The organism is Nitrosospira multiformis (assembly GCF_900110185.1).
Taxonomy (GTDB): Bacteria; Pseudomonadota; Gammaproteobacteria; order Burkholderiales; family Nitrosomonadaceae; genus Nitrosospira; species Nitrosospira multiformis_A.
Genome location: NZ_FOCT01000010.1, coordinates 17710 through 42267, shown reverse-complemented (window position 1 = coordinate 42267; position 24558 = coordinate 17710). Strand labels below are relative to the sequence as shown.

The 24558-nt window shown below is 53.8% G+C and carries 25 protein-coding genes; 7 read left to right on the top strand and 18 right to left on the bottom strand.

Going from position 1 to position 24558, the window contains the following annotated elements:
* Positions 1-237: 237 nt before the first annotated feature.
* The 5 genes from BMY01_RS18640 to BMY01_RS11810 all read right to left on the bottom strand — a co-directional run bounded on the left by BMY01_RS18640 (position 238) and on the right by BMY01_RS11810 (position 4414).
* Positions 238-894 carry a zinc-binding dehydrogenase gene (locus tag BMY01_RS18640; RefSeq protein WP_302848430.1) on the bottom strand — a complete coding sequence of 219 codons (657 nt, stop codon included), beginning with the start codon at positions 892-894 and terminating at the stop codon, positions 238-240.
* Positions 895-1049: 155 nt separating this feature from the next.
* The gene (locus BMY01_RS18635) at positions 1050-1382 is read right to left on the bottom strand and encodes an alcohol dehydrogenase catalytic domain-containing protein (protein WP_302848429.1); all 333 of its coding nucleotides are present in this window, start codon (positions 1380-1382) and stop codon (positions 1050-1052) included.
* Positions 1383-1510: 128 nt separating this feature from the next.
* A complete protein-coding gene (locus tag BMY01_RS11820) occupies positions 1511-3055 on the bottom strand; it encodes an FAD-binding oxidoreductase (protein WP_074747468.1) in 1545 nt (514 codons plus the stop codon).
* Between the two features lie 18 nt (positions 3056-3073).
* Positions 3074-4063: a hypothetical protein gene (locus BMY01_RS11815; RefSeq protein WP_074747465.1), complete on the bottom strand. Its 990-nt coding sequence runs from the start codon at positions 4061-4063 to the stop codon at positions 3074-3076.
* Between the two features lie 9 nt (positions 4064-4072).
* Positions 4073-4414 carry a c-type cytochrome gene (locus BMY01_RS11810; protein ID WP_081353908.1) on the bottom strand — a complete coding sequence of 114 codons (342 nt, stop codon included), beginning with the start codon at positions 4412-4414 and terminating at the stop codon, positions 4073-4075.
* A gap of 331 nt (positions 4415-4745) precedes the next feature.
* Between BMY01_RS11810 and BMY01_RS18380 the strand changes: the two genes are divergently transcribed.
* Positions 4746-4985, top strand: a complete 240-nt coding sequence (locus tag BMY01_RS18380) for an ADP-ribosylglycohydrolase family protein (RefSeq protein ID WP_081353907.1) — start codon at positions 4746-4748, stop codon at positions 4983-4985.
* Complete coding sequence (locus BMY01_RS18375) at positions 4970-5158, top strand: ADP-ribosylglycohydrolase family protein (protein ID WP_074747462.1); 189 nt, start codon at positions 4970-4972, stop codon at positions 5156-5158. The genes BMY01_RS18380 and BMY01_RS18375 overlap by 16 nt, the downstream gene beginning before the upstream one ends.
* 151 nt (positions 5159-5309) lie before the next feature.
* On the opposite strand, the gene BMY01_RS11795 is transcribed toward BMY01_RS18375, so the two are convergent.
* Both BMY01_RS11795 and BMY01_RS11790 read right to left on the bottom strand, forming a co-directional pair.
* Positions 5310-6746: a RimK family protein gene (locus BMY01_RS11795; protein WP_254772726.1), complete on the bottom strand. Its 1437-nt coding sequence runs from the start codon at positions 6744-6746 to the stop codon at positions 5310-5312.
* Between the two features lie 123 nt (positions 6747-6869).
* The gene (locus tag BMY01_RS11790; RefSeq protein WP_139176889.1) at positions 6870-8306 is read right to left on the bottom strand and encodes a cell envelope integrity TolA family protein; all 1437 of its coding nucleotides are present in this window, start codon (positions 8304-8306) and stop codon (positions 6870-6872) included.
* A 198-nt stretch (positions 8307-8504) separates the two neighbouring features.
* On the opposite strand from BMY01_RS11790, the gene BMY01_RS11785 reads away from it, so the two are divergent.
* Both BMY01_RS11785 and BMY01_RS11780 read left to right on the top strand, forming a co-directional pair.
* On the top strand, positions 8505-9275 hold the full coding sequence (locus tag BMY01_RS11785; protein ID WP_368086240.1) for a c-type cytochrome: 771 nt from the start codon (positions 8505-8507) through the stop codon (positions 9273-9275).
* A complete protein-coding gene (locus tag BMY01_RS11780) occupies positions 9272-10585 on the top strand; it encodes a c-type cytochrome (RefSeq protein WP_074747453.1) in 1314 nt (437 codons plus the stop codon). The genes BMY01_RS11785 and BMY01_RS11780 overlap by 4 nt, the downstream gene beginning before the upstream one ends.
* 82 nt (positions 10586-10667) lie before the next feature.
* Here BMY01_RS11780 and BMY01_RS11775 read toward each other — a convergent pair whose 3' ends face one another.
* The 5 genes from BMY01_RS11775 to BMY01_RS11755 form a co-directional block, all read right to left on the bottom strand.
* A complete protein-coding gene (locus BMY01_RS11775; RefSeq protein ID WP_254772725.1) occupies positions 10668-11927 on the bottom strand; it encodes an NADH:flavin oxidoreductase/NADH oxidase in 1260 nt (419 codons plus the stop codon).
* 165 nt (positions 11928-12092) lie between these two features.
* The gene (locus BMY01_RS11770; protein WP_074747449.1) at positions 12093-12356 is read right to left on the bottom strand and encodes a hypothetical protein; all 264 of its coding nucleotides are present in this window, start codon (positions 12354-12356) and stop codon (positions 12093-12095) included.
* Between the two features lie 101 nt (positions 12357-12457).
* Positions 12458-12895, bottom strand: a complete 438-nt coding sequence (locus BMY01_RS11765; protein ID WP_074747446.1) for a CHRD domain-containing protein — start codon at positions 12893-12895, stop codon at positions 12458-12460.
* Positions 12892-13125 (bottom strand): hypothetical protein, encoded by a 234-nt coding sequence (locus BMY01_RS11760; protein ID WP_074747443.1) that lies wholly within the window; start codon positions 13123-13125, stop codon positions 12892-12894. Before BMY01_RS11760 ends, BMY01_RS11765 begins: the two co-directional genes overlap by 4 nt.
* A 62-nt stretch (positions 13126-13187) precedes the next feature.
* Positions 13188-13679 carry a CreA family protein gene (locus tag BMY01_RS11755; protein WP_139176887.1) on the bottom strand — a complete coding sequence of 164 codons (492 nt, stop codon included), beginning with the start codon at positions 13677-13679 and terminating at the stop codon, positions 13188-13190.
* Positions 13680-13992: 313 nt separating this feature from the next.
* On the opposite strand from BMY01_RS11755, the gene BMY01_RS11750 reads away from it, so the two are divergent.
* Positions 13993-14346: a DUF488 domain-containing protein gene (locus BMY01_RS11750; protein ID WP_074747691.1), complete on the top strand. Its 354-nt coding sequence runs from the start codon at positions 13993-13995 to the stop codon at positions 14344-14346.
* Between the two features lie 220 nt (positions 14347-14566).
* On the opposite strand, the gene BMY01_RS11745 is transcribed toward BMY01_RS11750, so the two are convergent.
* The 4 genes from BMY01_RS11745 to ypfJ all read right to left on the bottom strand — a co-directional run bounded on the left by BMY01_RS11745 (position 14567) and on the right by ypfJ (position 18774).
* Entirely contained in the window at positions 14567-15394 is an 828-nt protein-coding gene (locus tag BMY01_RS11745; RefSeq protein WP_074747437.1) for a PEP-CTERM sorting domain-containing protein, read from the bottom strand.
* Between the two features lie 452 nt (positions 15395-15846).
* Complete coding sequence (locus BMY01_RS11740; RefSeq protein WP_074747434.1) at positions 15847-17484, bottom strand: phospholipase D-like domain-containing protein; 1638 nt, start codon at positions 17482-17484, stop codon at positions 15847-15849.
* An 80-nt stretch (positions 17485-17564) separates the two neighbouring features.
* On the bottom strand, positions 17565-17879 hold the full coding sequence (locus BMY01_RS11735; RefSeq protein WP_074709039.1) for a phage protein NinX family protein: 315 nt from the start codon (positions 17877-17879) through the stop codon (positions 17565-17567).
* Positions 17880-17910: 31 nt separating this feature from the next.
* Positions 17911-18774, bottom strand: a complete 864-nt coding sequence (gene ypfJ / locus BMY01_RS11730) for a KPN_02809 family neutral zinc metallopeptidase (protein ID WP_074747431.1) — start codon at positions 18772-18774, stop codon at positions 17911-17913.
* Positions 18775-19072: 298 nt separating this feature from the next.
* Between ypfJ and BMY01_RS11725 the strand changes: the two genes are divergently transcribed.
* On the top strand, positions 19073-19255 hold the full coding sequence (locus BMY01_RS11725) for a hypothetical protein (RefSeq protein ID WP_254772724.1): 183 nt from the start codon (positions 19073-19075) through the stop codon (positions 19253-19255).
* A 34-nt stretch (positions 19256-19289) separates the two neighbouring features.
* Here BMY01_RS11725 and BMY01_RS11720 read toward each other — a convergent pair whose 3' ends face one another.
* The gene (locus tag BMY01_RS11720; protein ID WP_074747425.1) at positions 19290-22601 is read right to left on the bottom strand and encodes a bifunctional diguanylate cyclase/phosphodiesterase; all 3312 of its coding nucleotides are present in this window, start codon (positions 22599-22601) and stop codon (positions 19290-19292) included.
* A 265-nt stretch (positions 22602-22866) separates the two neighbouring features.
* Here BMY01_RS11720 and BMY01_RS11715 point away from each other — a divergent pair, with 265 nt between their 5' ends.
* A complete protein-coding gene (locus BMY01_RS11715; protein WP_074747422.1) occupies positions 22867-23745 on the top strand; it encodes a hypothetical protein in 879 nt (292 codons plus the stop codon).
* 82 nt (positions 23746-23827) lie between these two features.
* Here BMY01_RS11715 and BMY01_RS11710 read toward each other — a convergent pair whose 3' ends face one another.
* Positions 23828-24556 carry an HAD family hydrolase gene (locus tag BMY01_RS11710; protein ID WP_074747419.1) on the bottom strand — a complete coding sequence of 243 codons (729 nt, stop codon included), beginning with the start codon at positions 24554-24556 and terminating at the stop codon, positions 23828-23830.
* Positions 24557-24558: the final 2 nt, after the last annotated feature.

The window sequence follows — 24558 nt, the reverse complement described above, 5'->3', positions numbered from 1 at the left end:
GATGAGATGGCGATTACCTGTGCGCAGCCGTTTTTGCAAACTGCTGGGCGAAGACATACACCCCCCGTACCTTGCACCAGTACAGTTTCACCAGGATTCAAGGCGCCATCATCCAACAGCGCGCACCCAGCAGTGAAGCCACCTCCTGGCATCACTTGGACAGTCTTGATACCTTGGCTTGGTTACCGGGACAGGGCGGGGAAACACGTTAGTTCATAGAAGGTTGAGAGAGCGGATTCAGGATTCCCATCGAATAATCGGTTTGATGGTTATCCCCTTCTCGCTGTCTTCAGCCGCCTGGTTGATCTGCTCGAGCGCGTAGAATTTTACTAGCCTGTCGAAGGGAAAACGCCCCTGGGTATAAAGTTCGACAAGAGCCGGTATGAAGAGATCGGGCTTACTGTCGCCTTCGATAATCCCGATAATGCGTTTGCCCGCGGTCATTACACCATTCACGTCGAAGCTGGCTTCCGTCCCCAGCGCAGGCGCACCCACGATACCACAGGTGCCGCGCGCTGCCAGCGCATCGATGGCCTGGCGCAGCACTGCTGGACGTCCGCTTGACTCAAGCGTGTAATGTGCACCGCCACCACCGGTAATCTCGCGCACAGCCACCACGGGATCCGTTTCCCAGCTGTTGACGATATGTGTCGCTCCAAGTTCTCTGGCAAGCTCGAGGCGCGACGGCACTACATCGGCGGCAATAATGGTTGTCGCTCCCGCGACCCGCGCCGCCATTACCGCGCTCAGTCCCACCGCGCCTCCGCCGAAGGTGGCGAAACTGCTGCCTGGTCTGACTTTCAACGCGTTCATCACGGCGCCTGCGCCAGTCTGAATGCCGCAGCCCAGCGGCCCAAGCAACTCGAGTGGCGCATTCTTCGGCACCTTGACCACGTTACGTTCATTCGCAAGCGCATATGTACTGAATGTCGATTGCCCGAAGAAATGATCGTGAATGCGCCTACCGTAGTTATGGATTTTTTGAGCTTCATGCTCTCCTACGGTTTCAAAAGTGGAAGTGCTTCCGTCTTCCCGCGCTCCGCCAAAGTTCAGCGCATAGAAATCTCACAATAGGTAAGATCCCCGCGCAGGCAGGGTTTGCAATGGCCGCACCACATATAAGTCAGCACAACGTGATCTCCTGGCACCAGTTTCTTCACGCTATCCCCGACCTGCTCCACAACGCCCGCGCCTTCATGACCGAGCACAATAGGCATGGGTACTTCGTAGAGGTGATCGCGTGCCACCATATCCGTATGGCACATGCCCGTCGCCATCACTCTTACCAACACCTCATCTGGCCGGGGCTCGTCCAGCATAAGATTTTCAATCTGAAACGGTCCGCCTTTTTGTCGAATGGTTGCCGCTTTGATCTGTCTCATTAGCTGGCCTCCCTGGGGAAAATCCTGTTCCGGGAATCAAGTCTTTTTATTACCGAAAGCTCTTTCTTCAGTGGGATAGGCGAGGTTGTAGCCTCAGGACAGATTTCTTTGCGTGCCCTCATAGTTATTCAACGGATGCCCGATTTTCCGGGCGCAAGAATGCCATTCGGGTCCAGGGCCTTTTTGAGTGTCTTGTGGACCTGGCGCTGCACTGGACCATAGGTGCTGGCCACCTTGTCCATGAAGGCGGAATTTACCCGATAGGTTCCGTATCCCTGGGCAGAAAACACCGTCAGCAGTTCGTCAAAGCACTGATAAGCGGCTTTCTCCTGAGCGGGATCCGTCTTGTCATACAACACATCGACGATATGATGCATGTCCCGCATGCCGACGATGAACTCTCCGGAATAATCCAGTCCGTGCTTGGCGAGAATCTGCTTGGTCAGGGACATCTGCTTTAATGTCTCGCTTCCCCGTGCCTGAGAAACCGGCGCAAACCACATTGATCCGCCTCCCCCGCGCCAGTTGTACAAAGAGAATTCCTGAAGATTCATATCCCCGCGCATCAGCGCTGCGCGATATGCAAACGCAGGGTCGTCTCCAACATCCTGTTGAGTGAGGATTTGCCCTCTGCCTGATTTGCCGAATGCCTGCGTAACAATCTTCCAGTTCAGCGCGATCTGTTCTTCTGTTCCGTAAAGCGCTGCATAAACATTCCAGATTCCAAGATTGTGATCCTTTACCAGTTTCCGTACCGCCACATCTGAAATCGAGCCCGGGCCGGTCACATAGTCGCTGCGACGGGCAATAACGGGCGCTTCATACAACGCATGGGCAATTACCACCGCGTTGGGGATGACACCATTGATGCGAAGCGGCCGCATGATTTCCACAATTTCCTCGATGTCTTCCTCGTTCTGGTAACGGATGACGAACGGTCTATATGCGGAAGGGGCCGGCATCAACCAGAACCCGAACTTGGTGACGATCCCATAGTTCGACTGTGTGAAGATACCGTCCAGGTACGGGCCATATCCCCACTTGAATACCTGCCAGGTATTGGAATTTGGCAGCGAACCCATACCTGTTCGCAGCACATCTCCATTCGCCAGAACCACCTCCATCCCGCAGGCAAAGAGAAAATGCTCCCCATACGGCGTATACCCAACGCCGCGGTCTAGCGTGTTTCCGGTAGGGCCTGCAATCGCCGAGGGTGCAGGCACGGAGAGCCATAAGCCCAGATTTCGTTCCTTGATGTAGTCGTAGAGCTGTTGATACGTGACCCCCGGCTCGACCAGGGCGTAGGCCAGGTCCTTGTCCACTTCCAGAATTCGATTCATGCGTTTGAGATCGAGGACAACTTGGCCCCGTTCTGCCGGTGCCGCTGATCCATAACCCAAATTTTTTCCCGTCGAAATAGTCCAGATAGGAATTTTGTACTTGTTGCAAATGGCGAGGATTTTCTGGATTTGCTCGACGGTTGTCGCCATAAGTGCGGCGGAAAGCGTATGCTCTGAATCAGGCACTGGCATCATCGTCTTGATGTACGGAGCCAGCCGTTCGGGCGCAGTGAGGACAGACTCGTCCCCGAGAACCCTACTGAAGTCCCTGACCGCCGCGTCAAAGGTTTGTTCGGATATGCCCTTAGGCAATGCGATATATTTGCTAGCCATTACCTGCTTCTCCTTTCGCTAAACCTCGACGATGAATGATGTAAACCGTTCTTCGGAAAAAATGGATTCATACATATTGCGCCATTCCCCTTGTCGTGCCCGATACACGAACCCGCGTCTGGCGCAATACTCCTGTAATGTGCCGACTCCGAGTCCGGCGAGAGTAACAGCGTAACCAAGAGCCTCCACCCAATTTGCAGGATGCCAGTTCTCCTGCACTGTCTGAGTCCCTTCATCGCCATCCCGGGGACTGGAAAATTCTGTCCATCTTTGCGACCTATTCCATCCAAGCAGTCCACATCCTTCAGACACCGATACGCCTGAGCAATGCAAGTGCGTTGCAAGGGGTCCGGTTGACTCGTATGATCTGAATACCGGCGCGAAAAGGTGAGATCCGGATGAAGTTTCACCGTTGCTCCTGGCTTCCCCGAGAAAATCCTCGACGATTGAAAAACTTTTATGATTGCCCACGAGCCGGGGCGCGAGTATTGCGCCCGGGCTCTGTTCTGGAGATACTGAAGCCCACAAATGACGAAGCAGGGGTGGGCTATCGCTCTGAAAGGCAGAATAGGCAGAAACATTTCGGGAGGAGACGTGCGTGCCTCGCGAAAGTAGGCGGCCACCTGCAGTCCGTACTATTTCCGTAAAAACCGCCGCGCTCGCATCGTCCATCACCGCGACCCACCGCATACCTCGTGATGTCGCCAGCAGTTCCGATACTTGCCTCACTTTAACCAGCAGCCCGCTTTTTAGCTTCACCACTTCCAGTGGGGTTGGCTGGGCGGAAGCGTTGCCGATGCCCGCTGAGGAAACTGAATATGCGGCAGATACACCATTGGCAAAAGCATCATCTACAGGTGTGTTCCCCAGCAACAGCGCGCAAGTCCTGATTTTCACCGTATCCGAATCCGGGCCCATTCCAGCTGTAGTAAGGCGGGGTATACCGCACATTGTCAGCGTGCCGCCTGCCAGTATTCCTTTCATGAGATTGCGTCTGTTCACATCCATGGGACTCTCCTACTGGGTGTTCTGACTCTTGGAAATATACTCCGCCAGCTTTGCAAGAGACTCCTCGTCAATTTCGGAGAATCGAAACGGCGGCATCGCGCGGCTACCGTTGCGAACGACAGCATGAATATAAGCGGGAGGAAGTTGACGGCCTAGGATCACCGGGCCAACTTTTCCGTTTTCATGGCAGTAACCACAGATCTTGGCGTACACCTCGGCACCGTTCTTCCACTTGGCGCCAGGAGCAGAAGCAGGAGCAGGATTCTCAGGAGCGACCTGCGCGATCGCATCCAAGACGAAGGCCATCACTATAGGGGTTAACACGAAGGTGGAAGAACGTCCTCGTCCCATTGGTTTTTTCCTTGTCATAGCAGCACCTCCGGCACCTTTGCTCAGATCTCCTGACGAGATCAAGCGCGAGGTTCATTCGTCTTTATGGATCAACATCAAGCATGGCGAAGCGAAGCCTTCATTCAATATAGACAATAAACAAGAGAGCAGTCGGTAGTATCAACTTGCCTGGGGAGGTGCGGCTCGCCTAAGATGATTCAACTTGCTTAGCCTTTACTGTCCCGAAGCTGCGGATCAGCCTCAATAACCGGATAATGGGTTATTCAGTTTAACCACGAGGGGAATCAGCATAGGCAATGCTGCCATTCAAGATCGTGCCGCCGGCGCAATCATGGGCGCCTTCATTGGAGACGCCGTGGACCTCGGCCCGCACTGGTACTATGGCCTGGAGGAGCTTCGCCGCGACTACGGCGACTGGATCACGACTTATACTGATCCCAAGCCCGGCCGCTACCATGAAGACCTCAAGGCAGGCCAATTGTCCCAGGGCAGGTTTATTCTCAGGCTCATGCTGCGTTCGCTAGTCTGGGGGGCGGCTATGACTTCGAATCAGCTGTGCTGCATGCGGTGAATGGGGGAGGGCAAAACCAAGCGCGTGCCATTTTGACTGGGGCTCTCGTCGGGACGCAAACCGGGTTGTCGGACATACCCTGGCGCTTCCTCGACGGCTTGGAAGAAGGCGAAACGCTCGTACAGTTTGCACTGGACTTGGTTGCACAAGTAAGCGCCGTGAGCGGACCGTAGCGGAATAGCCCCATCCGATGAAAGGCTGTTCTTTAGCCCAGCAATGGGAGTCAAAGATGGTGGAGGGACACATGATGGGAGGCCGTGTTCTTATATGCTTAGCATTTCGCCCAGGTATAAGTTCAGTGCACCTATAACTCCAGATCAGCGCTCAGCAGGATGAGCGCCTAGCGGCTTCAATCCGCCTCAGGAAAACCCGCATGATTTCCTCGTAGAGCGCATCGCCAAGCACTGCGTCTTCGTTGCCGGCATCCACATTCGGGTTATCGTTGACTTCCATAACATAGCAGCAGTCATTCGTCTGCTTGATATCCACTCCGTAGAACCCATCCCCGATGAGATTGGCTGATTCGAGTGCGATACTGATGACCTCTTGCGGCGCTTCATCCAATGGAACAGCCGATGTATCCCCCTCTCTCAGTTTATGCCGCTGCTCGTCTCGCTCGATAATCTGCCAATGCCCCGGGGGAAAGAAGTATTGAGCTACGAACAGCACCTTCCGGTCGAGTATGCCTACCCGCCAGTCGAACTCGGTCGGCAGCCATTGTTGTGCAATAACGAGCACGGATTTTGCAAGCAGTTCCGTTACTTTGGGGAGCAGCTCGCTCTCGGTTTCCACTTTCACGACTCCTCGTGAAAATGAACTATCGGGTTGCTTCAGCACGCACGGAAGACCCAGTTCAGGAATAATCCGATCGACATTATCATGGTGGATCAACAGCGTTTTCGGTATCGGCACTTTATGCAGGGCGAGAAGTTCAGCCAGGTAAACCTTGTTGTTGCATTTGAGGATAGAGTTGGGGTCATCGATCAGGGCCAATTTTTCCGCGAATGCAAGCCGCGAAAAACGATAGGTGTAGTGATTGACGAAGGTGGTTTCGCGAATGAACAAGGCATCGAAATGCGACAACCGGCCGATATCCGTCCTCGTTATGAAATCTACGCGCATGTCCAGTTTTTCCGCTGCCTTCCTGAACTTTTGCAGAGCTTTTGCATTGGAGGGCGGCTCAGATTCATCCGGATTGCAAAGAATGGCAAGATCATAGCGGGGAGGAGGTTTTCTTGATTGCTGCATGCGCCCATTGAAATAAGTGGTCGCGGCAAGCATCGCGAAGGCTTGGTGTTCGACAGGAATCTCGCTGGCGCCCATCGACCGTGCGCTATGTAAGCCCCATTGATTGTGATGGCGTTCGAAGCGGATGGACAGGAGAGGCACCTGCAACAGGTTGAAAAGCTGATGGCCCAGCGAATCATAATGGGTAAGCGGATTGCGTCCAAAATAGAGGGCAAGCTGGAAGTCGTCCTCCGGCAAGGGCGCCAGCACACTCTGGATAAGATCCTCCAGCTCCTCCATGAAGTGGCGCACCAGATTCCGGGAATGTAAATCCTCGATAGCGCCTACTTTGGGTACCGGTTTATGTCCTCGTGCCTCGGCAAGCAATGAAACGTAATATCCGGATCCCTGATAGCGGTACGATTTGCATAGGTTGAAAACCTTGACAGACTGCCTTGTAGCACTCATGTCGCCATTGTTTTCCGCCTGAGCGGCAAAAAATGGATCGGTCAGGTAGGCTCGGGCCTCAACCACGGTCACGCCTGGAATCTGAAGAGGCCAATCTTCGGATTTGTCTACGATAATTAAGATATTCACAGAAAACCTTTTGGCTGGCTCATTGCCGTTGAGTTCTTGGAAGCGGTCATGCTTCCGGTGTCATCGCCCGGGCTGAGGCGCGCTTTTACTGCTTTCGCCGGGCGGCGTCCCTGAGCTGCGCAGATTGACGAATTTGCTCAATGTATCGAACCAGAAGGGAGCTCCCAGCGTGACAGCAAGTATGGAAATGAGCAGGCCGAATATCTTGTAAAATGCCCACCCTGTGTATTTCCACGATAACTCGGGAGGTCGAAAATAACCGGGTTCATGCGGGTCCAGCGACCACCCTACCGGCAGTTTGAGATTTTCTGCCGCCTTGAGAGCTGTTTGCGCCGAAACGGCACCCGGTTGAGTCTTCACTGTATCCTGCGCAGCTGCAACAATCGACGCGCGCAAAACATTGTCCTTTGAAAGCCTTTCAATGAGCATTACCGTGTCCGCATTGGAAGCAACCACGACCAGAGTCGCGAGACAAAGCAGTACACGCTGTGTCCAGCGCTTGTACCAGCCGCCAACGCGTTCCATGGCTTTGTTGAACCAGTCTTCGAGATTTTTGCGGAAGGCTTCCGCCTGATGCTCGATCGCACTCGCTTCCCGCCGGGTCTTATCGACAAGAACGAGAAGGGTTTCCTTGGTATGGCCCTCGGGTAGTCTTTTCAGTCCTTCCTGTATGTTGCCCAGAGGATCCGGATATTCCGTAGCAAAATCCCGCGCAAAAGCCAGCGCTTCCTTCAATGTGGCGCCAGCTGTCAGGAGCAATTTAACCTCTTTTGGATTTTTTGCGGACGCGATGGCGGCATGACGCGCATCGAGCATCTTCAGCGCTGCGCTGATACTATCGGCTTCGTGGCGGGCCTCTGCTTCTGCTTTGGCAAGAGCTGTATCGTCCGGTGCGGCCTTTGCCGCTTGCACAGCCTCGCCATAGGCCACCTTTGCTTTTTCGGCAATCGCTTCGAGCGCTACCCTTGCTCTGTCACGCGCATCTTTTGCCTGGGTAACGGCGGCAGCACGCTGCGGATCACCGGGTGCAACTGCCGCTGCTTCCAGGGCTTCTTCATAAGCGTCATCCGCCGCCTCGGCATTCGCCAGAAGATCGCCGTACTTTCCTGCGATGATCCCCCGCGCCGAGAGGATGTCGAGCAAAGCCAGAGAGAAGCTTTCGCCGGACATATAGGAGGGAAGGCGAGTCCGTTTTGCCGGATCGGAAGCGTACTGGGATATTCCGCCTATCAGTCCGTGATTGTAGAGTTGCTGCGCCAGCCCGGTAAACTTCGGGTCGTTCAGAAGATTCTTTATGCCCTCCACCAGATTTTTTCCGCGTTTGTCGATCAATGACGCAATTCCTTCGTTAAGGGCTGTACATACGAGGCTGAGCAGTAAATAGACGAAAATGACGGCGATTCCCACCTCGAGTATATTTGACCCGAACAACATATTCCCCTCCGATTGTGCGGAATACACGCTATTCATCCTGAAGTCTAGCAGAACAATCGACATTCGCCGGTCGTGCTCTCCAATGTCAATTTGACCAACTCTGGTTGACCGGAACACCCCTTCTGGGTGAAACTTAGGGACTACTGAACAAATCCCTCGCGGGCGTGAGGGAGGCTCTGTCTGGTTCCTGAACAGCCTGGCTGCCTGGCACAGCCGCATCAGTGAAGCTTTCTGCCAGCATCCGGTAATTCATCAATTCTCATGCGTCAATTTATTTCACTCCTGTTCATTGCTGCTGCCTTATCAGGTGTATCAGGTGTATCAAGTGTCATGGCTACCGCTTCGGACGGAATCGCGTCGAGCAGCGCTGGGCCTGCCATGCCGGTGACCGTGCCGGATACAATGGCCGAGCGGGTCAAGCCCTGCACGGTGTGTCATGGCCAGGCAGACAGGGTGGGCAGGGACGCCTATTACCCTCGGATTGCAGGTAAGCCGGAGGGATATCTTTTCAATCAGTTGCGGGATTTTCGGGACGGACGCCGTTATTACCGGCCAATGACATTACTGCTGGCAAACGTGAGTGATGAATACCTGCGGGAAATGGCAGCGTATTTTTCGGCACTCAGGCAACCTTACCCTCCGCCGGAACAGGTGATATCTTCTCCCACTGAAATAAGACAGGCCCAGAAGCTGATTCAGCAGGGTGATGCCACGCGGGATATACCCGCATGCATCGAATGCCACGGCAAGCAGCTCATGGGCACCGCGCCTTTTATTCCGGGGCTACTAGGGCTCCCGCGCATCTATATCGCTGCCCAATTCGGCGCCTGGAAGAACGGTGGAGTGATGCGGGGACAAGAGAGCAACTGCATGTCCGATATCGCCAGACAACTCACGATCAAGGAGACAAATGCGGTTGCGGCGTGGCTTGCCGCTCAGCCTGTGCCGGAAAATGCCGAGCCGGCGGACGTGCTGTCCCCCGAGATGGTGCAGCGCTGCGGGAGTATTGTCCAACGGAGCGCAGACAGATGAAAATTGCTGTCGTCGCTACCGCAGTGGCAGTTCTTGCGGGTATCGGCCTGTCTCCTGAAATAGCTGGCGCAACTTCTCCGAAAAAGCAAGCAAAGGTAGAAAGGAATGCAACGCCGTTATCATCGGTTCTTTTGCAACAGCGGCAAGCGCGCGGAGCATATCTTGCGCGAGCCGGAAATTGCATAGGATGCCATACAGCTCAAGGTGGACGCGCCTATGCCGGCGGAAGGAAGCTTTCGACTCCATTTGGCACGTTCGTCACGTCCAATATCACGCCGGATAAGGCGACCGGAATCGGTGACTGGAATGAAGATGATTTCTGGAAAGCGCTGCATGAGGGTAAATCGCGCGATGGGAGGCTTTTGTACCCTGCGTTTCCGTACACGGAATATACGAAAATCACGCGTGAGGATTCCGATGCAATTTTTGCCCATCTTCGAGCCCTCGAACCCGTCGTTCAACAGAATCCGCCAAGTCAGGTTGCTTCCCGATACGATTTCCAGCCATTGCTGACTCTTTGGCGTGCGGCTTATTTCAAGCCCGGCGTGTATCAGGCTGATCCCACCAAAAGCACTGAGTGGAACCGGGGTGCCTACCTGGTGCAGGGGCTTGGTCATTGCAGCGCTTGCCATGCCGAGCGAAATCCCTTGGGCGGCATGATCGGCCGCAAGGGAGATGATAAGCTGGGAGGCGGGCAGATCATGGGCTCCAACTGGTATGCGCCCTCGCTGACCTCGAGTCTGGAGGCAAGTACGGCTGGCTGGCCGGTCGAAGAAATTGTCCAGCTGCTGACCACCGGGATTTCACCGCGAGCGACGACATCAGGACCGATGGCGGAGGTTGTCAGTCAAAGCCTCCAACATCTGACAAAAGAGGATGCCCGGGCAGTTGCGATCTATCTGAAATCATTGCCTGAAACACAATCGCACCAGCAGGTAAATCCTCCCGCACAGGCGGAACAGTTGCAGGCCTGGTTGCGGTACGGGGCACGGATATACAAGGAACACTGCCAGGATTGCCATGGTGACTCCGGGCAGGGCGCCCCGGGAATTTACCCCCCCTTGGCGGGTAACCGAAGCGTTACCCTGACACCCCCTACGAACGTCATTCGCAGCGTGCTCAATGGAGGTTATCCCCCATCGACCTCAGGCAATCCCCGGCCTTACGGCATGCCCCCGTTCGCACAGGTTTTACGCGATGGCGAGGTTGCGCTGGTTCTGTCGTATATCCGCAACGCGTGGGGCAATCGCGCCAGCCTGGTGACAACTGCTCAAGTCGACAAAAGCCGCGAAGGGATAACGGAACGCTGACGCCGGATGCTCAATCCGGCGCATATCCGCGACTGCTTCTCTTTATCCCCATGGCAGCAGGACTGCAATTAAACTGCCATATCTATTTTGCACGGCGCTTGACGGCATAGCCATACTGGATGGGCCATTCCGGTTCTATCGCTAACGCATGTTGCGCCTTGAGGGCCCAGTAAGGCTCCCGCAGTAACTCTCGGCCTATAAAAACGAGATCCGCCTGACCGCCGGTGATGATCTCATCGGCGTATTGCGGGTCGGTGATCAGTCCCACCCCGCCTGTGCGGATTTGCGCTTCATCGCGGATGCGTTTGGCAAATTGAATCTGATAACCTCTGGTAACAGGAATTCTTGCATCCGGTATCACGCCGCCGGACGAGACATCGATCAGATCCACCCCAAGCAGCTTCAGTTCTCTGCAAAGAATAATGGATTGTTCCATATCCCAGCCTCCATCGGCCCAGTCGGTTGCCGAGATTCGCACGAAGAAAGGCAGTTCGGACGGGATAATATCGCGAAGGTGCTTGGCAACCTTTAGCAAAAGCCGCATGCGATTTGCCAGGCTGCCGCCATAATTATCAGTACGATGGTTGCTTAACGGCGATAGAAATTCGTGCATGAGGTAGCCGTGGGCCGCGTGAAGTTCTATCATTTTGAAGCCGGCGTTCAGCGCACGTCGAGCGGCTGCTCCCCATGCCTCGATACACTCCTCGATATCTGTTTCCGACATCAGTGCTGGGAGTGGGTCATCGGCGTAAAACGGGAGGGGACTGGGCCCAATCACTGACCAGCCTCCTTCTGCCGGCGTTTTCAAGCTGCCGCCGCCATTCCAGGGAGCATCGCAACTGGCTTTACGTCCGGCGTGTGCGAGCTGGATGCCTGGAATCGCGCCCTGCATCTCCACAAACCGGGCAATGCGAGCCAGCGGCTCGATATGTTCATCTTTCCAGATCCCCATGTCTCTCGGTGAAATGCGGCCTTCAACCGTGACTGCAGTGGCTTCAACAATCACAAGCCCTACGCCGCCGATTGCCCGGCTGCCCAGATGGACGAGATGGAAGTCGTTGGCAAAACCGTCCTCGGCGGAATACATGCACATCGGGGACATTGCGATGCGGTTGCGGAAAGTAACACCGCGAAGGGTAAGCGGGGACATGAGATCGACTTCTGGGATTTCTCTGTCATGCTCGCTCTGGCATTGTGTCTGGAGGGCGGCATTGCTTAGCCGGTGGTCACCGATCGGAGTGGTTGCTGCAGCCCCTGCGGCAGGGGTGGCGGCGGGATTTGCCGTGCTTAAAGCGTCAGGGTTTCCGGCTGTATCGTGCTTGTTCTCGTCATAACGGGACATAATTTTTTCCTCATTACCTGGGTCCGTGTTTGTCCAGCACTTTCCCGGTAGCATGAGTTGCTTCATGACCGCATCGCGGTGGAACCGCAAAATAGAGAGAGGTATACTTAACCCTGCCAGCTGCTCCCGCTGGATTCACGTGAGGGCGAGGAACTCCACTCCCGATCAAAGCAGGGGCTCGTCCGCCGGATCGATGATAGGATCACCCGGCGTCGGATCAGGATCGTAGGGGCGAGGATCAATAGGCTTGTCGGGATTATAGGGTTCCGGATCTCGTCTTGGCTTATCGGGGTCGATGGGACGGGGCGGGTCCTGAACGGGGCGGTCAGGGGAAGGCCCGCGATCGGGTGCAGGACCTGGCTTGGGGCCGTCGGGTTGGCCCGGCCGCCCGGGCCCGTCCGGTTCTTTCTGTAAACGGTATTTTGGCATGAAGGTGAGTTGGGTTTTTTGGGTTATCGGGGGCTGGGATACCGGCAGTTGTTATAAACGCACCGGCCCCAGTCCGGCCTTTTCGGAATAGGAATACTGAGTCAGCGTTTTAGCTGACCGCGTATTTCCCCGTTCTTATGGGCATCGCTGTGAACGTTGATATAAAGTCCACCCGCCTTGAAGGCGTCATATTGCGCATCTGTCAATTTCGCTCCGTCCGGTATGGACCATTCGTTATCGGAAGTTTTGTTGAGCGTAATGATATCGGGACCATTCTTGCCAACTGGGGCCTCATGGATGTGTGCGCCGGTACCTTTTATATCGGAGGTCATGACTTTGCCCTTGATGGATTTGTCATCCTCTACAGTTAGGGTGCCATGGCCCATTGCGGAAGTCTGGACCGGGGGCACTTCCTGATCGCCGGTCAGGTGCACACTAATGTCTGTGGCGTTAGCTGCGGTGCCGCTTAAAGCCAGGACAGCCAGCAGCGCAACTGTCCATGCGGGGGGGGCGAAAGGGGTTTTGCGAACTTTATTCATTTAACTACCTCCTCTAAAATCAAATTTTGTAGTTTGATGATCGTTTTGAATTGGGGTCTGCCATATTTTTTGACTTTTCTGGCGGAAGCGCTGTGAGAAGCGCCGCACACGAAGAATCCGGGCAATTTTATTTGGCATCTGGCTTGACGTCCGTACGCTAGCGTACGCAACTCTCTGTTATTCAGCTTCGTTTCATCTGATTTATCAATTTTCTTTTTTACTTCCTTCATCCTTCATTCCTCAGAGCGAAGCGGTTGAGCGATGCCTGTTCTGAAAGCGTCCAAGTTTCCGACTATTTCAGTGGAATGGGATTGCTGCGACCGACTGGGACAGCTGTAACACTGTTCTGCGGGCTGCCTTCTATAATCCTGTCAGAGTATGTCATATAGATAAGCGCATTACGCACCGGATCCACCACCCGGACCACGTGCAGGCGCTTGAATAAAATTGACATGCGTTCGGTAAACACGTCTTCCTGACGAGGAAGTTTGCTGCGGAACTCGATCGGGTCGCTCACCTGCCGGCAGGCGATCGACGCCTCCGCTCTGTCTTCCGCCAAACCTACGGTGCCTTTGATTCCGCCGGTACGGGCTCGGGAAACGTAGCAGGTTACACCCCGCACTTTGGGGTCGTCATAAGCTTCTATCACTACCCGATCATCCTTTCCCAGCCATCGGAACGCGGTATCCACTTCACCGATGAGTTCTGCTTTTGCCATGCTGCAAAAAGCTGTGGAAAATAATGCGGCTGCCGCCATTCCCGCCATAAATCTTTTTCGTAACATTTTTTCTCCTTATCGATCAAAATTGAAACACTTCGTTTTATCGGCGCATAATTGGCTAAGGGCCCATATACGGGGTTGAATTTACCAAAATAACGCTGGGAGGTGTTGTACGGGCACGATATGAGGAGGTGGGAACATGCCGCTGCGCTTCTTCCCGGACTGCTTCTCTTCATCACGACATTCTCCATTCTGTCCCCAGGTGGGAGTGAAGGTATCTGCGAGACGTTCAGGCTGGGGATAAGCTTTTGAAGAGGTGCCGCCGACGAAACCGGGTTGGAAAACTGATCTTTCGCAGGAGGAGGCCGAGGCAGGAATGAATCTGAAGCTCAAAAGGGTTTACGAACCGTCCGACAAGAACGATGGGACTCGCATTCTGGTTGACAGGCTTTGGCCGCGTGGGATGACAAAAGCAAAAGCGGGTGTGGATATCTGGTTGAAGGAACTGGCGCCGAGTGCCGAGCTTCGAAAATGGTTCGGACATGATCCGGACAAGTGGACCGAGTTCAAGAAGCGTTATCGGGCCGAGCTCGAGGAGAATGATGAGCAGTTGGCGCGACTGAGGGAGGAAATAAAGAAAGGGGCTGTTACATTGCTCTATGGCGCCAAAGACGAGGAGCACAACGATGCCGTTGCTCTGGCGGAATTTCTGCGTGACCAAAAGAAATAAGGCATATCTTATGCCACGTTTCTCATGCCTCTGTCACATGGTTCAGGGACAGTCTTGTACGTTTCCCGTGTATTATCCCCTTGCTTCTTTCATTCGATCGCGAGGTTGGTAGTGTTTCGTTGCGGGGAAGAGCACACCGCTGATTTTAATGCGCTCTTCCTCCGAGCAGGCTTTCCCACTTAAAAAACCCCAGTGGAAGCCTCGGAACACCGGCCAGTTGCTAGCTCAGCGTTTCCTTTCTGCGCTTCACCATGAAACCCATAAGGCCGAGGCCTGCTAACAACATTGCGTAAGCATCGGCTTCCGGAACAGGCGGAATTGCATCAGCAGTGACCGCCAGTTTTGAATAGACAGGAAGAACGTCTCCGATTTCCAAGGTTCCGCCCAGATCGGCAGTTCCATCTACTTGACTTACAACGCCCATATCTGCTTGCAAGGTATCTACATCAAGTGCAGCAGATGTATCGACATTGGCAGTTGCGTCAGCCGGCCCGATTAACGCAGCGATTCCGGTGGAAGTTGATGTATCCACATCAGCGGCAAGTTTTAGTTTCGGCGCTCCCACACTTACACTGCTGATTGCATCAACGGCCGGCCCACCTACAGTGATCATACTCGTGGTCTCCAACGCCTGGGTGGGGACTACCTTGCCCGTAATTTCAAGTGCGGGTGCATCGATCGTTACCTTGCTCGTTCCGAGTGTGGCAGTGGGGGCTGCTATGTCTACCCCACTGTTTGCACCGAGTGTCGTTAAGCTTGATGTGGTGGCAGCGACGTTCGTGCCCCCGGCGATTCCCAGGTCCGTAGAAGTTCCCAATCCAATGGAAGCTCCAGATCCCGTAGAAATACCCAGCTCAGTGGAGGTTGCCGAATTGGTAGAAGCTTCCAGGCTGGAAGAAACTCCTGATTCCGTAGAGGCGAGTCCCACGGAGGCTCCTAATCCGATTCCCAATCCCGCAGAAACTCCTGATCCACCGGCCGCGGAAGACTCCGCGACCAGTCCCAATACTGCCAACAGAATAGGTACGACCTTTTTCTTTTTTAACATGCCAATTCTCCAATTTTCCTATTATTTTATAAACGTCAAAGCCGGCCAGAATGGAAACTGCCGGAGGCAGCCCAGCAATAGCGCGGCTTTAAATGAGAAAGCAATTTGTATGCCAGAAATAATAATATTTGGAATCAGGGGATTGCCAACGTTTAACCGGCTTTAACTAAAATAGTCGTTCCCCTGGGGAGACATTTATCACGCTATTTCAGCCAAATGCATGAGCTTAAAGCATTTTTTTTGTCGTTGAATCAAGACAAGCCTTCAGGCCGCCAAGCTGGTATCTAGGCGTAAGTAGCAGTAAGAGATGATGAAGGACTTGTGGACCCGTGCAGGTACTTCGGGCAGGAAGAGAATCTGCTGGGATCAAGAAAAAGGATTTGCTGGGGAATAACTTGAAGCCGATTGAAATCAGAAGAAACCCGGTTCCGCCCGTGCGCCAACAGCTCTTCTCACTGTTGTCTGAGCGCTTTCTGAATTTCCTGTGTTTCCCGGGCTTCTTTCCGGATATCTTCGGGCTGCTGGCCTTCGCGCAGGGAGTTGGGAAGCTCGATCACCTTATCCTGAGCCTCATCGGATGCAATACTGGCACTCTGGGCTGGGGCATCATTCTGCCCGTTCCTGTGCAACCTGTGAGCCTGTATCAACAGTGAAACGCCGATCCATCCCGCAAGCAGCGAGAAAGGGATTACCATGAGCAGGGGCTCCAACAATGCAATGGCCGTCAAAGCAAGCAGCGTAACACCCCCGAAAAACATGATTTTTGCCTCGGCAGCTCCCAGGACGAGTCGACTGGTGATAGCCGCTCCAACAGTGTTGCCTACACGCAGGGCGCCCGCTGTCAGCCGGCTGGCGCTTCCAGACCGGCGCCTGACAGTCCCGTACTGACGGCGGGTTCGGTGGGGAAGTTGATCCGCTACGGGGCGAACCCGGTTCTTTTTATTGAGAACGATTTCGGTCGAATTTTCGAGATCCTCCAGGTACATTTGCTCCATTTTCTGCGCAAAATCTAGGTTTTCCACCGCAACATCCAGTTCCCAATTTCCCAGCCAGCTCGCCATATTGAGATTGCTTGAACCGACGCGGGCCCAACGCCCATCGGCAACGGCTGTCTTGGCGTGCAGCATCGAGCCATTCCACTCGAACACGCGTACGCCGGCTTCCAGCAACGGACGATAACCGGCGCGCGAAATCGGCCTGAGAAACTTGAGATCTCCGCTCGATCCGGGAACAAGCAAGCGGACATCTACATCGTCCATTGCCGCTCCTCTCAACGCTTGCACATAACTTGTGGTTCCTACGAAATAGGCATCGGTAAGCCAAAGCGTTTTTTGCGCCAGCACAGTGATCAGCTGCTCCAGTCGGTATAAGCCCGCAGTCGCAGCAAAGTTTCCCAGTACTCTCACATCGATGTGACCCGCAATCGGAATCGAATCGGGAGCAGGCAGTTCATCCGCAGGTATTTCCGGCCCCGTCTCCGCCCATGCACGCGCAAAGGAATTTATGACATCCGCTACCACCGGCCCCCGCAGCTCGACTCCCGTATCCCGCCAGGGCGCAATATTCCGCTCGGGGTATCCATCCCACATCTGCCCGACGCATAATCCACTGACAAATGCAACACGGTCATCCACGCAGACCGATTTGCGATGCAGCCGGCTCAACCAGGCCAGCGGACTGTCGAAGCGCATCGGATTGAAGCATCGAACTTCCACACCTCCATTGCTCAGGTGACGCCAGAAATTGGATGACGTTTCAGTCAATCCTCCAAGCCAGTCATAAAGTAATCTTACCCGTATACCTTCTTTTGCTTTCGCAATGAGGGCATCAGCAAATCGCTGGCCAATGATGTCATCACGAATAATATAATTTTCAAAATAGACGTTCTTTTCAGCCGACCGAATCGCCTCGAGCCATGCAGGATAATTCTCGCTTGCATCCTTGAGGAGACGGATGCTGTTGCCATGCACGAGAGGCGCGCCTGCGGCGCGTGAAAACGCTTGGGCTGCCATGATTCTGGCAGAAGCATCCTCACGCGGGGTTTCGCGGGGAATCTCGCGCAGCAGGTTCGTCAGCTTGAACTTGGCCATACGCTATTCGATCCGTTCTCTCTCGCGTATGTTCCCTGGCAGATCTTTCTTTTTCCCCATCTTTTTATATTTCCCCAATCCTAGTCCGTAACCTCTTCTCCAAACTTGGAATCTACATAGCAGCGCATTGCGGCAATCAGGGGAGTAAGCCCCTTTTGCCGGTTTCTGCCTGATCGCATGAACGCCGTGCAATGCTCCGAATCCGGTTCCAGGCTGTGACTGAGATTTATTCCTTCTCTTTCGATGATCGGTCCTCCTTGAGACCAGTCTACCGAGGGTTCCCAGCGTTGATGGTTGATCACGCAGTGGGAATCGATAACATGCACTTCTTCCACATCGTTGGCTTTTGCCACCCAGTAGTCGAGCAGTTCGTCCTTAAGCTCGGAGACTCTCATGACTGTTCTCCCTGTGAGTTTTTAGGCAAGGTTACAGCTTTTCCGATCCAAGAGTATTGCAATCCGTCATGTTTCCTGTTTGCAATCCCCGCTTAAACCAGCCAGTACGCTGGGCGCTCGTGCCATGCGTGAAGCTTTCCGGCACGATCGTACCGCGTGTCCTGCGCTGCAATGTATCATCCCCGATCTGCGTTGCCGCGTTCATTGCTTCTTCGATATCGCCTTGTTCCAGCCATCCCTTCGAACGCTGCGAATGGTAAGCCCAGACCCCCGCCAGACAGTCCGCCTGCAATTCGACACGTACCGACAAGGAATTTGCCTGTGAGCGCGGCAAGCTAGCGCGAGCGGCATTCACCCGATCGGAGATACCAAGGAGATTCTGTACATGATGCCCGACTTCGTGCGAAATGACGTATGCCTGCGCGAAGTCGCCTCCTGCTCCAAGCTGGTTTGCCATCGTATTAAAGAAGTTCAGATCGATATAGATGCGCTGGTCCTCCGGACAGTAGAAGGGACCCATTGCCGCACTTCCCTGGCCGCACGCCGTTAGGGCAGCACCTCGAAACAGCACAAGCTTGGGTGGCTCATAAGTTTTGTTTTCCTGCCTCATCAAGTCCGTCCATACATCCTCGGTATCGGCGAGGACCGTCGAAACGAAGACTGCCTGCATGTCCCCTGGGGGCGCAGCGGGTGCAGGGCCTTGTTCCTGAACCATGCTGCCTCCGCCGGTGATCACGCTGAGCATGGTGAGAGGATCGATGCCGAACAACAATCCACCGATCAACGCTATGACAATTGCACCGGCACTGATTCTGCCGCCCCCCAGTCCAAATCCGCTGCCCGAACCTCGGCGATCCTCGACGTTACTACTTTGGCGATAACCTTCCCACTTCATTTTCGGCTCCAGGTACAATCAGTTCTTCTTGTGTAATCCCTTGCGCGGTTTCCAGCAGCTTTGCCTCCAGCCTATTTCCATCGAAGATCGCTCAGAGTCTGCTAATCGTCAGCTCGAACTTAAGCTATCGCACTTCTGTGGCTGGTGCGGCGCCCGTGCCGCCTGCCGCCCTGAAACCTCGCAATTTCAGTATACTATGTTCGCATGATGACAAATGTCTGCGATCGTACAGACTTCCTAATTACCACGATATATTGTTTTTCTTTCCCTGATTTCAATGACTACCACAGGAGATAGCGTGAAGAGAGTTTGGAAACTGTTTTATCTGGCGATATTCTTATTGGCAGCGCCGGCCCTGTCGGGCTGCCTGCTACTCGCGGCGGGCGGCGCGGGAGCCTATGGTGGTTATAAAATGAAAGAGGAAGGGTATACGGTACAAAATCCGGTCACGAAGGAGAAAAGCAGCAATCAGAAGGACTGAAAGTCAAAACCTGGCGCCCTTTTAGATATCCCAGCTAGGACGTGTTTCCCGCGCGGTTTTGCCATGCGGCTATCCATGCTTCAAACTCATCGGCAGTCATGGGCCACGCAAAGAGATAACCTTGGCCTTCCTTGCATAAGACACTTTGGAGAAATTTCGCTTGCGCTTCCGTTTCTACACCTTCGGCAATGATACGGAAACCCAGGTTGAGACCCATTGCCACGATTGCCGCTGCGATGGCCTCGGCATCGTTATTACCCGGCACATCCCGTACGAATGATTGATCAATTTTCAGGCGGTCAACGGTAAACTGCCGTAAATAGGAGAGACTTGAGTAACCTGTGCCAAAATCGTCGATGGCGACTTTCACCCCAAGCGCATCCAGTTCGCGCAGTTTGCTCAGCGCGGGTTCCGCGCCCTGCATGACTGCGCTTTCAGTAAGTTCCAGTTCCAGGCTAGCGGGAGTCAAACCGGACTCCTGAAGCGCATTTTCAATGATTTCGACAAAATCAGTCTGGCGGAATTGCACTGCCGAAACATTGACTGAGATACATGCATTCAGCAGTCCACGCTCATGCCACAGTCGCGCCTGCCTGCACGATTCGCGCAAACCCCATTCACCGATCGAGAGAATCAGTCCCGTATCCTCCGCAACGGGAATAAAGCGAACAGGGGAGATCAATCCATGTGCGGGATGACGCCAGCGCATTAGCACTTCCACCCCGATAATGCGGCTTGTCGCAAGCTCGATCTGGGGCTGATAAACTAGAAACATTTCACCGCGTTCGACCGCCCCACGGAGATCATGTTCCAGACTGAGCCGCTCGATCGCCCGGGCTGTCATGTCTTCCGAATAGAACTGGTAACGGTTGTGTCCAGCTTCCTTTGCTGTATACATGGACGCATCTGCATTGCGCAGGAGGATACTCGGTTCCTTGCCGTTATCGGGATAGATGCAAATGCCAATGCTTCCGGTCAGCAGCAGTTCATGTTTTTCGATCTGGTACGGTTGTGAAAGGCCATCTATGATTTTTTGCGCTACACGAGCTGCATCCTCCGCGGTTTCGATCTCGTTCAGGAGCACAACAAATTCGTCACCTCCCACCCGGCTTACCGTATCTACGCTGCGTATCGAGGTTTGCATTCGTTCGGCCACAGCCTTGAGAAGGTGGTCGCCAATGTCATGACCAAGCGAATCATTGATTGCCTTGAAACGATCGAGGTCTACGAACAGTACAGCGAGGCGTTTGGCTTGCCGTGCTGCACGATTGATGGCCACTCTCATCCGGTCGGCCAGCAGAGCGCGGTTTGGCAGGCCGGTGAGCGAATCGTAATGCGCCAGATGCAGTATTCTTTGTTCTGATGCCTTGCGTTCCGTAATATCACGCGCAAGAACGATAAAACGGGGGCCCGCTGCGGAATCGACATGTTTGCGCGAGACGGAAAGCTCGAACCACCACTTGTCTTCCCGGCCCGGAAGGCGGAGTTCCAATTGTTTCCCCGAGGAGAGCCCTTTCTCCTGCGCCTCCGCTAATGCCGACAGGATAATATCTACTGCCCCGGCCGGGAGAACATCCGCAACCTTTTTGCCTACAAGGTTTTCACCTGACATAGTCGGAAACTCGGTACGCCGGACCGAATGCCACGCGTGGACACAACCGTCTGCATCAAGCTCGAACAGTAAATCGGGAATGGCGTCGAGCGTGGCCTGGAGCTGGCGTCGCGCCGCCAGAATCTCAGTTTTCCGACCTTCCTGCTCGGTAATATCCCGGATCATGGCAACAAAATAATGCACCGTGCCATCATCCCTGCGGACACATTTGACATCCACATTGGCGAGGATTATCGAGCCATCCTTACGGATGAAGCGCTTGTTCATCGCATAGCCTTCAGACTCACCTTTCATGATGCGCTCGCGCTCGGCAGTACCTTTAGTGACATCATCCGGATGAGTTATCTCAGCCCAGCTTTTTTTTGCCAACTCCTCATTTGAGTATCCCATCATCTCGCAAAACTGATTATTGAACCGCAACCAGCGTTTGGTATCGGGGGAGGTAATTGCCATGCCAATGAATGGCAGGTCATAGAAATACTTGAGAAGGCGATCCTGCTCGGCCGTGTGAATGATCAGTGCCAACTGGTGGGCGCGTTGCTGTTGACGCCATAGCAGCAGCAGCACGACGCTTACCGCAGTAACCGCAATGAGAATGACGGCACTCATCCAGAATACAAGAGTCCATAACTGAGCCAATACTTCATTCTGGTCGATTTTTGCGAGTAAGAGCCAACCGGTGCCGGTAAGAGGTCGATAGGCCGCGAGCACCTGCTCTCCCCGGTAGTCGATTCCATGCACTGTCCCCTGTTGTTCGGCACGCGTGGCAATGGCGCCAGCAAGTTCGTCTCTGGCGAGCGCATGATATCCATGTGTGCTGTGTGTCCGTTGAAAGCGGTACAATTTATTAAGATAATTGATGGTTTCATTCTTCCGGGCGATAAGCAGTATCTCTCCGCTGCGACTGATACGGGGCCACTTCTCGACGAGTGGAAGAAGGAATTGCTCCAGATCCGCCCGTAAGAGCACAATGGCAACAGGTTCCTTATTTGTTGTCTCCGCTACCAGAGGCACTGCAATATCCAGCAGAGGTTTTCCGTTTTCATCCAGAAAGAAATCGGTACTCTGTATCTGGCGTGAACGTAACGCGGCAGATAGTAATTCATGGGTAACGGGGGGCAGTTCATGCTTTTCGCCTAACACGAGTAGAGGTCGGCTTTCGACATCAAGCAATATCACTGACTCATAGCTGTAGGCTTGCCGCACTGCCTCCAGGCGATTACGGATAAGCTCCAGTTCATGCGCGTTTCTTCTTCGTTTGAGATCGACTACTTGCTCGATAAGCGCCTGGTTCGCCAGCAATGCCTCCGCGTCGTTATGCCGTTCAGCAAGCCAGAGTTCGATCTGCTCGGCCTTAAGATCGACGATGGTTTGCAGATCAGCATAGGCACCTCGCTCTATCTCCGGGCCATACACCTTTATAATCATTATGCTGATAATGGGCGCCATCATCGCCAGGGAGAAGAACGCCAACATCAACCGGTTCAGCCGGAAATCTGCCGGAGCCGAAGCTGCAGCATTCCCTTCGCGAATGGAGGTGTCCCGGCCCAGTTTAAGCAGCGCATAAAAGAGGATACTGCTAATGGCAATAAGAACCAGTTCCTTTGCCAGATCGGCGCGGCCCCGCAAAACCGGATCCTCGAGCATGAGTGATATCAGATAGCCCGCAACGGCCATCCAGAGGGTCGATAAAGCGACGTAAAGCAAGACGATAAGCCAGGGAGAACGACTCATCGTATAACGGTTGAGCAATGGAGAAACTTTATCATCGGAATTCGGAAACCCGGTATCAATGGAGGGAATAAAGTATCTCCCGGTTATTTGTTTATTTATTGGTAGAGCCTGAGTTCAGGGCCAGTTCAGCATAAAGTTAGACAATTGTCTGTGTGATTGATCACAATGGATGTGTTTTCTGATTGTCGAATCTTTCTTGAGGCAAAGCCTTCTTCTGGCCTGGTAACATCTTATATATAATATGCTTGCCTTCTGGAGGAGCATCATGAAAAAGGAATATATTTCCGCTCTCACGCTTATTCTGTCTGTCGCGCTGATCTGGCCGATTCTGCCGGGGAATGTGTTTGCCAGCGAAACCTGCCATAGCGCTCTGGCAAATGGATTTTATGATGAATACCAGAGGATTACGCCGCCCCTGAGAGATCGGGCAATGTATTCAGAATTGTGCGCATTGAGGTACGAGGACGCGCAAAAGGCGATCAAGCGTGCCCAGCAGTTCGGCAAGGATAAATCACTGGGACTGACGTATGGGCTTGTCAATCTGGATGATTTCCCGCCTGATGATAGCCCGGATTCAGGCTCTAGTCCTGCAGACACAATGAGCGACATGCGATTCGGGCAATGGAAGGGTGGATATTGCGCCCAAAATGCAACGCTCGATCCTTCCCAGGCTGCGGAGTTTTTTATGCAGCGGGCAGTGGCCGGCAATAGCGATGCGTCCAGGTCAGTCGAAAATTGGTCAGCGTGTCTGCGTAAGCGTCCGGGGCTGACCTGCTGGGCAACTCCCGCCAAGGCACCTTCCGCAGAGCAAGGAGAAGAATTCGTACTCAACATCAATTGGGCCTCGAGTGGGATTTCCGAATCTCAGGTCCAGCCAGAGGTCGAATATTCCTACCTTACGAGAGGCGGCGTAGCGAGGTTCGACGGTGTGGCAGCGTCCCGAATACTGCCCGACGGCTATAAATTGAAAGCGGGCACGCTGCAGATCCCTGTTACCCGGCCTGCAGATAAGGGGGTGTTTGCAACCCTCAAGGTAAGCCATGGCGGAACGGAACACAGTTGCAAGGTTTTCGTACCAGGGGACAGAGACTTTTCGTTGTCAGAACCCTTTATTAACCGATTGAAGATTAAATACCCGGGTTGAGAGCAACTTTCCCCAGCTATCCTTTCTTTTATCTCCTTTTTCATAGGGGAGGGGGAATCGATTCCCCGCGCTCCGGTCGACGCTAACGTTGCCCCAGTTGAGCTATCCCAGTGAGGATATCCTCGAATTGTTGGGCCCGATACGCGGGTACAACATTCTCGTAAGTTTTGGCGCCCTGATTGGAGTCGAAAAAAATCGCCCTGATATCGAGAAGCTGGGCTCCATATATGTCCCGGAACATATCATTTCCGACCGCGATTACCTCTGAGCGCGAGATACCCATTTTGTCGAGCGCTTTGTTGAAAAGACGGGAATCGGGTTTTCTGAAACCATAGTAACTGGAAATGATGACAGGATTGAAATAACTCTCGAGACCCACCGCCCGAATTTCGGGCAGTGCAAAACAGGGTTGTGCGTCAGACACCAGCGCGAGTTGGTAGTGCGCCTGAAGCTCATTCAATACTTCCTTCACGTTTGGATAGAGTCGAAGACGTTTGCGGGAGATGCCGCGATAAATATGGGCGATCACTTTTGCCTGCTGTCCCCGGATGTAGTTTGACTTGATGCCTTGCTGGAGGAGCAGTTCGTTCCATATGGCTTCCACATCGATTTCCGGGTATTCCTCATCCTTCGCATCCTTCTGTTGTCTCATAATGGCATAGTAGCGCTCCCGCACCTGTCCGCGATGAAGATATACACCCTGGTAAACCAGGTAGTGCGCGATGGCGCGATAGATTTCATCGATGGATTCATCGGTTTCGATGTCGATCAGCGTGCCGTAGAGGTCAAACAGGATGCCTTTTATTGCCATAA

Coding starts and splice junctions, on each gene's coding strand:
- BMY01_RS18635 (WP_302848429.1), bottom strand. CDS start 1,382: ATGAGACAGATCAAAGCGGCAACCATTCGACAAAAAGGCGGACCGTTT.
- BMY01_RS11820 (WP_074747468.1), bottom strand. CDS start 3,055: ATGGCTAGCAAATATATCGCATTGCCTAAGGGCATATCCGAACAAACC.
- BMY01_RS11815 (WP_074747465.1), bottom strand. CDS start 4,063: ATGGATGTGAACAGACGCAATCTCATGAAAGGAATACTGGCAGGCGGC.
- BMY01_RS11810 (WP_081353908.1), bottom strand. CDS start 4,414: ATGGGACGAGGACGTTCTTCCACCTTCGTGTTAACCCCTATAGTGATG.
- BMY01_RS18380 (WP_081353907.1), top strand. CDS start 4,746: ATGGGCGCCTTCATTGGAGACGCCGTGGACCTCGGCCCGCACTGGTAC.
- BMY01_RS11790 (WP_139176889.1), bottom strand. CDS start 8,306: ATGTCGATTGTTCTGCTAGACTTCAGGATGAATAGCGTGTATTCCGCA.
- BMY01_RS11785 (WP_368086240.1), top strand. CDS start 8,505: ATGCGTCAATTTATTTCACTCCTGTTCATTGCTGCTGCCTTATCAGGT.
- BMY01_RS11780 (WP_074747453.1), top strand. CDS start 9,272: ATGAAAATTGCTGTCGTCGCTACCGCAGTGGCAGTTCTTGCGGGTATC.
- BMY01_RS11775 (WP_254772725.1), bottom strand. CDS start 11,927: ATGTCCCGTTATGACGAGAACAAGCACGATACAGCCGGAAACCCTGAC.
- BMY01_RS11770 (WP_074747449.1), bottom strand. CDS start 12,356: ATGCCAAAATACCGTTTACAGAAAGAACCGGACGGGCCCGGGCGGCCG.
- BMY01_RS11765 (WP_074747446.1), bottom strand. CDS start 12,895: ATGAATAAAGTTCGCAAAACCCCTTTCGCCCCCCCCGCATGGACAGTT.
- BMY01_RS11760 (WP_074747443.1), bottom strand. CDS start 13,125: ATGAAGGAAGTAAAAAAGAAAATTGATAAATCAGATGAAACGAAGCTG.
- BMY01_RS11755 (WP_139176887.1), bottom strand. CDS start 13,679: ATGTTACGAAAAAGATTTATGGCGGGAATGGCGGCAGCCGCATTATTT.
- BMY01_RS11750 (WP_074747691.1), top strand. CDS start 13,993: ATGAATCTGAAGCTCAAAAGGGTTTACGAACCGTCCGACAAGAACGAT.
- BMY01_RS11745 (WP_074747437.1), bottom strand. CDS start 15,394: ATGTTAAAAAAGAAAAAGGTCGTACCTATTCTGTTGGCAGTATTGGGA.
- BMY01_RS11740 (WP_074747434.1), bottom strand. CDS start 17,484: ATGGCCAAGTTCAAGCTGACGAACCTGCTGCGCGAGATTCCCCGCGAA.
- BMY01_RS11735 (WP_074709039.1), bottom strand. CDS start 17,879: ATGAGAGTCTCCGAGCTTAAGGACGAACTGCTCGACTACTGGGTGGCA.
- ypfJ (WP_074747431.1), bottom strand. CDS start 18,774: ATGAAGTGGGAAGGTTATCGCCAAAGTAGTAACGTCGAGGATCGCCGA.
- BMY01_RS11720 (WP_074747425.1), bottom strand. CDS start 22,601: ATGAGTCGTTCTCCCTGGCTTATCGTCTTGCTTTACGTCGCTTTATCG.
- BMY01_RS11715 (WP_074747422.1), top strand. CDS start 22,867: ATGAAAAAGGAATATATTTCCGCTCTCACGCTTATTCTGTCTGTCGCG.
- BMY01_RS11710 (WP_074747419.1), bottom strand. CDS start 24,556: ATGGCAATAAAAGGCATCCTGTTTGACCTCTACGGCACGCTGATCGAC.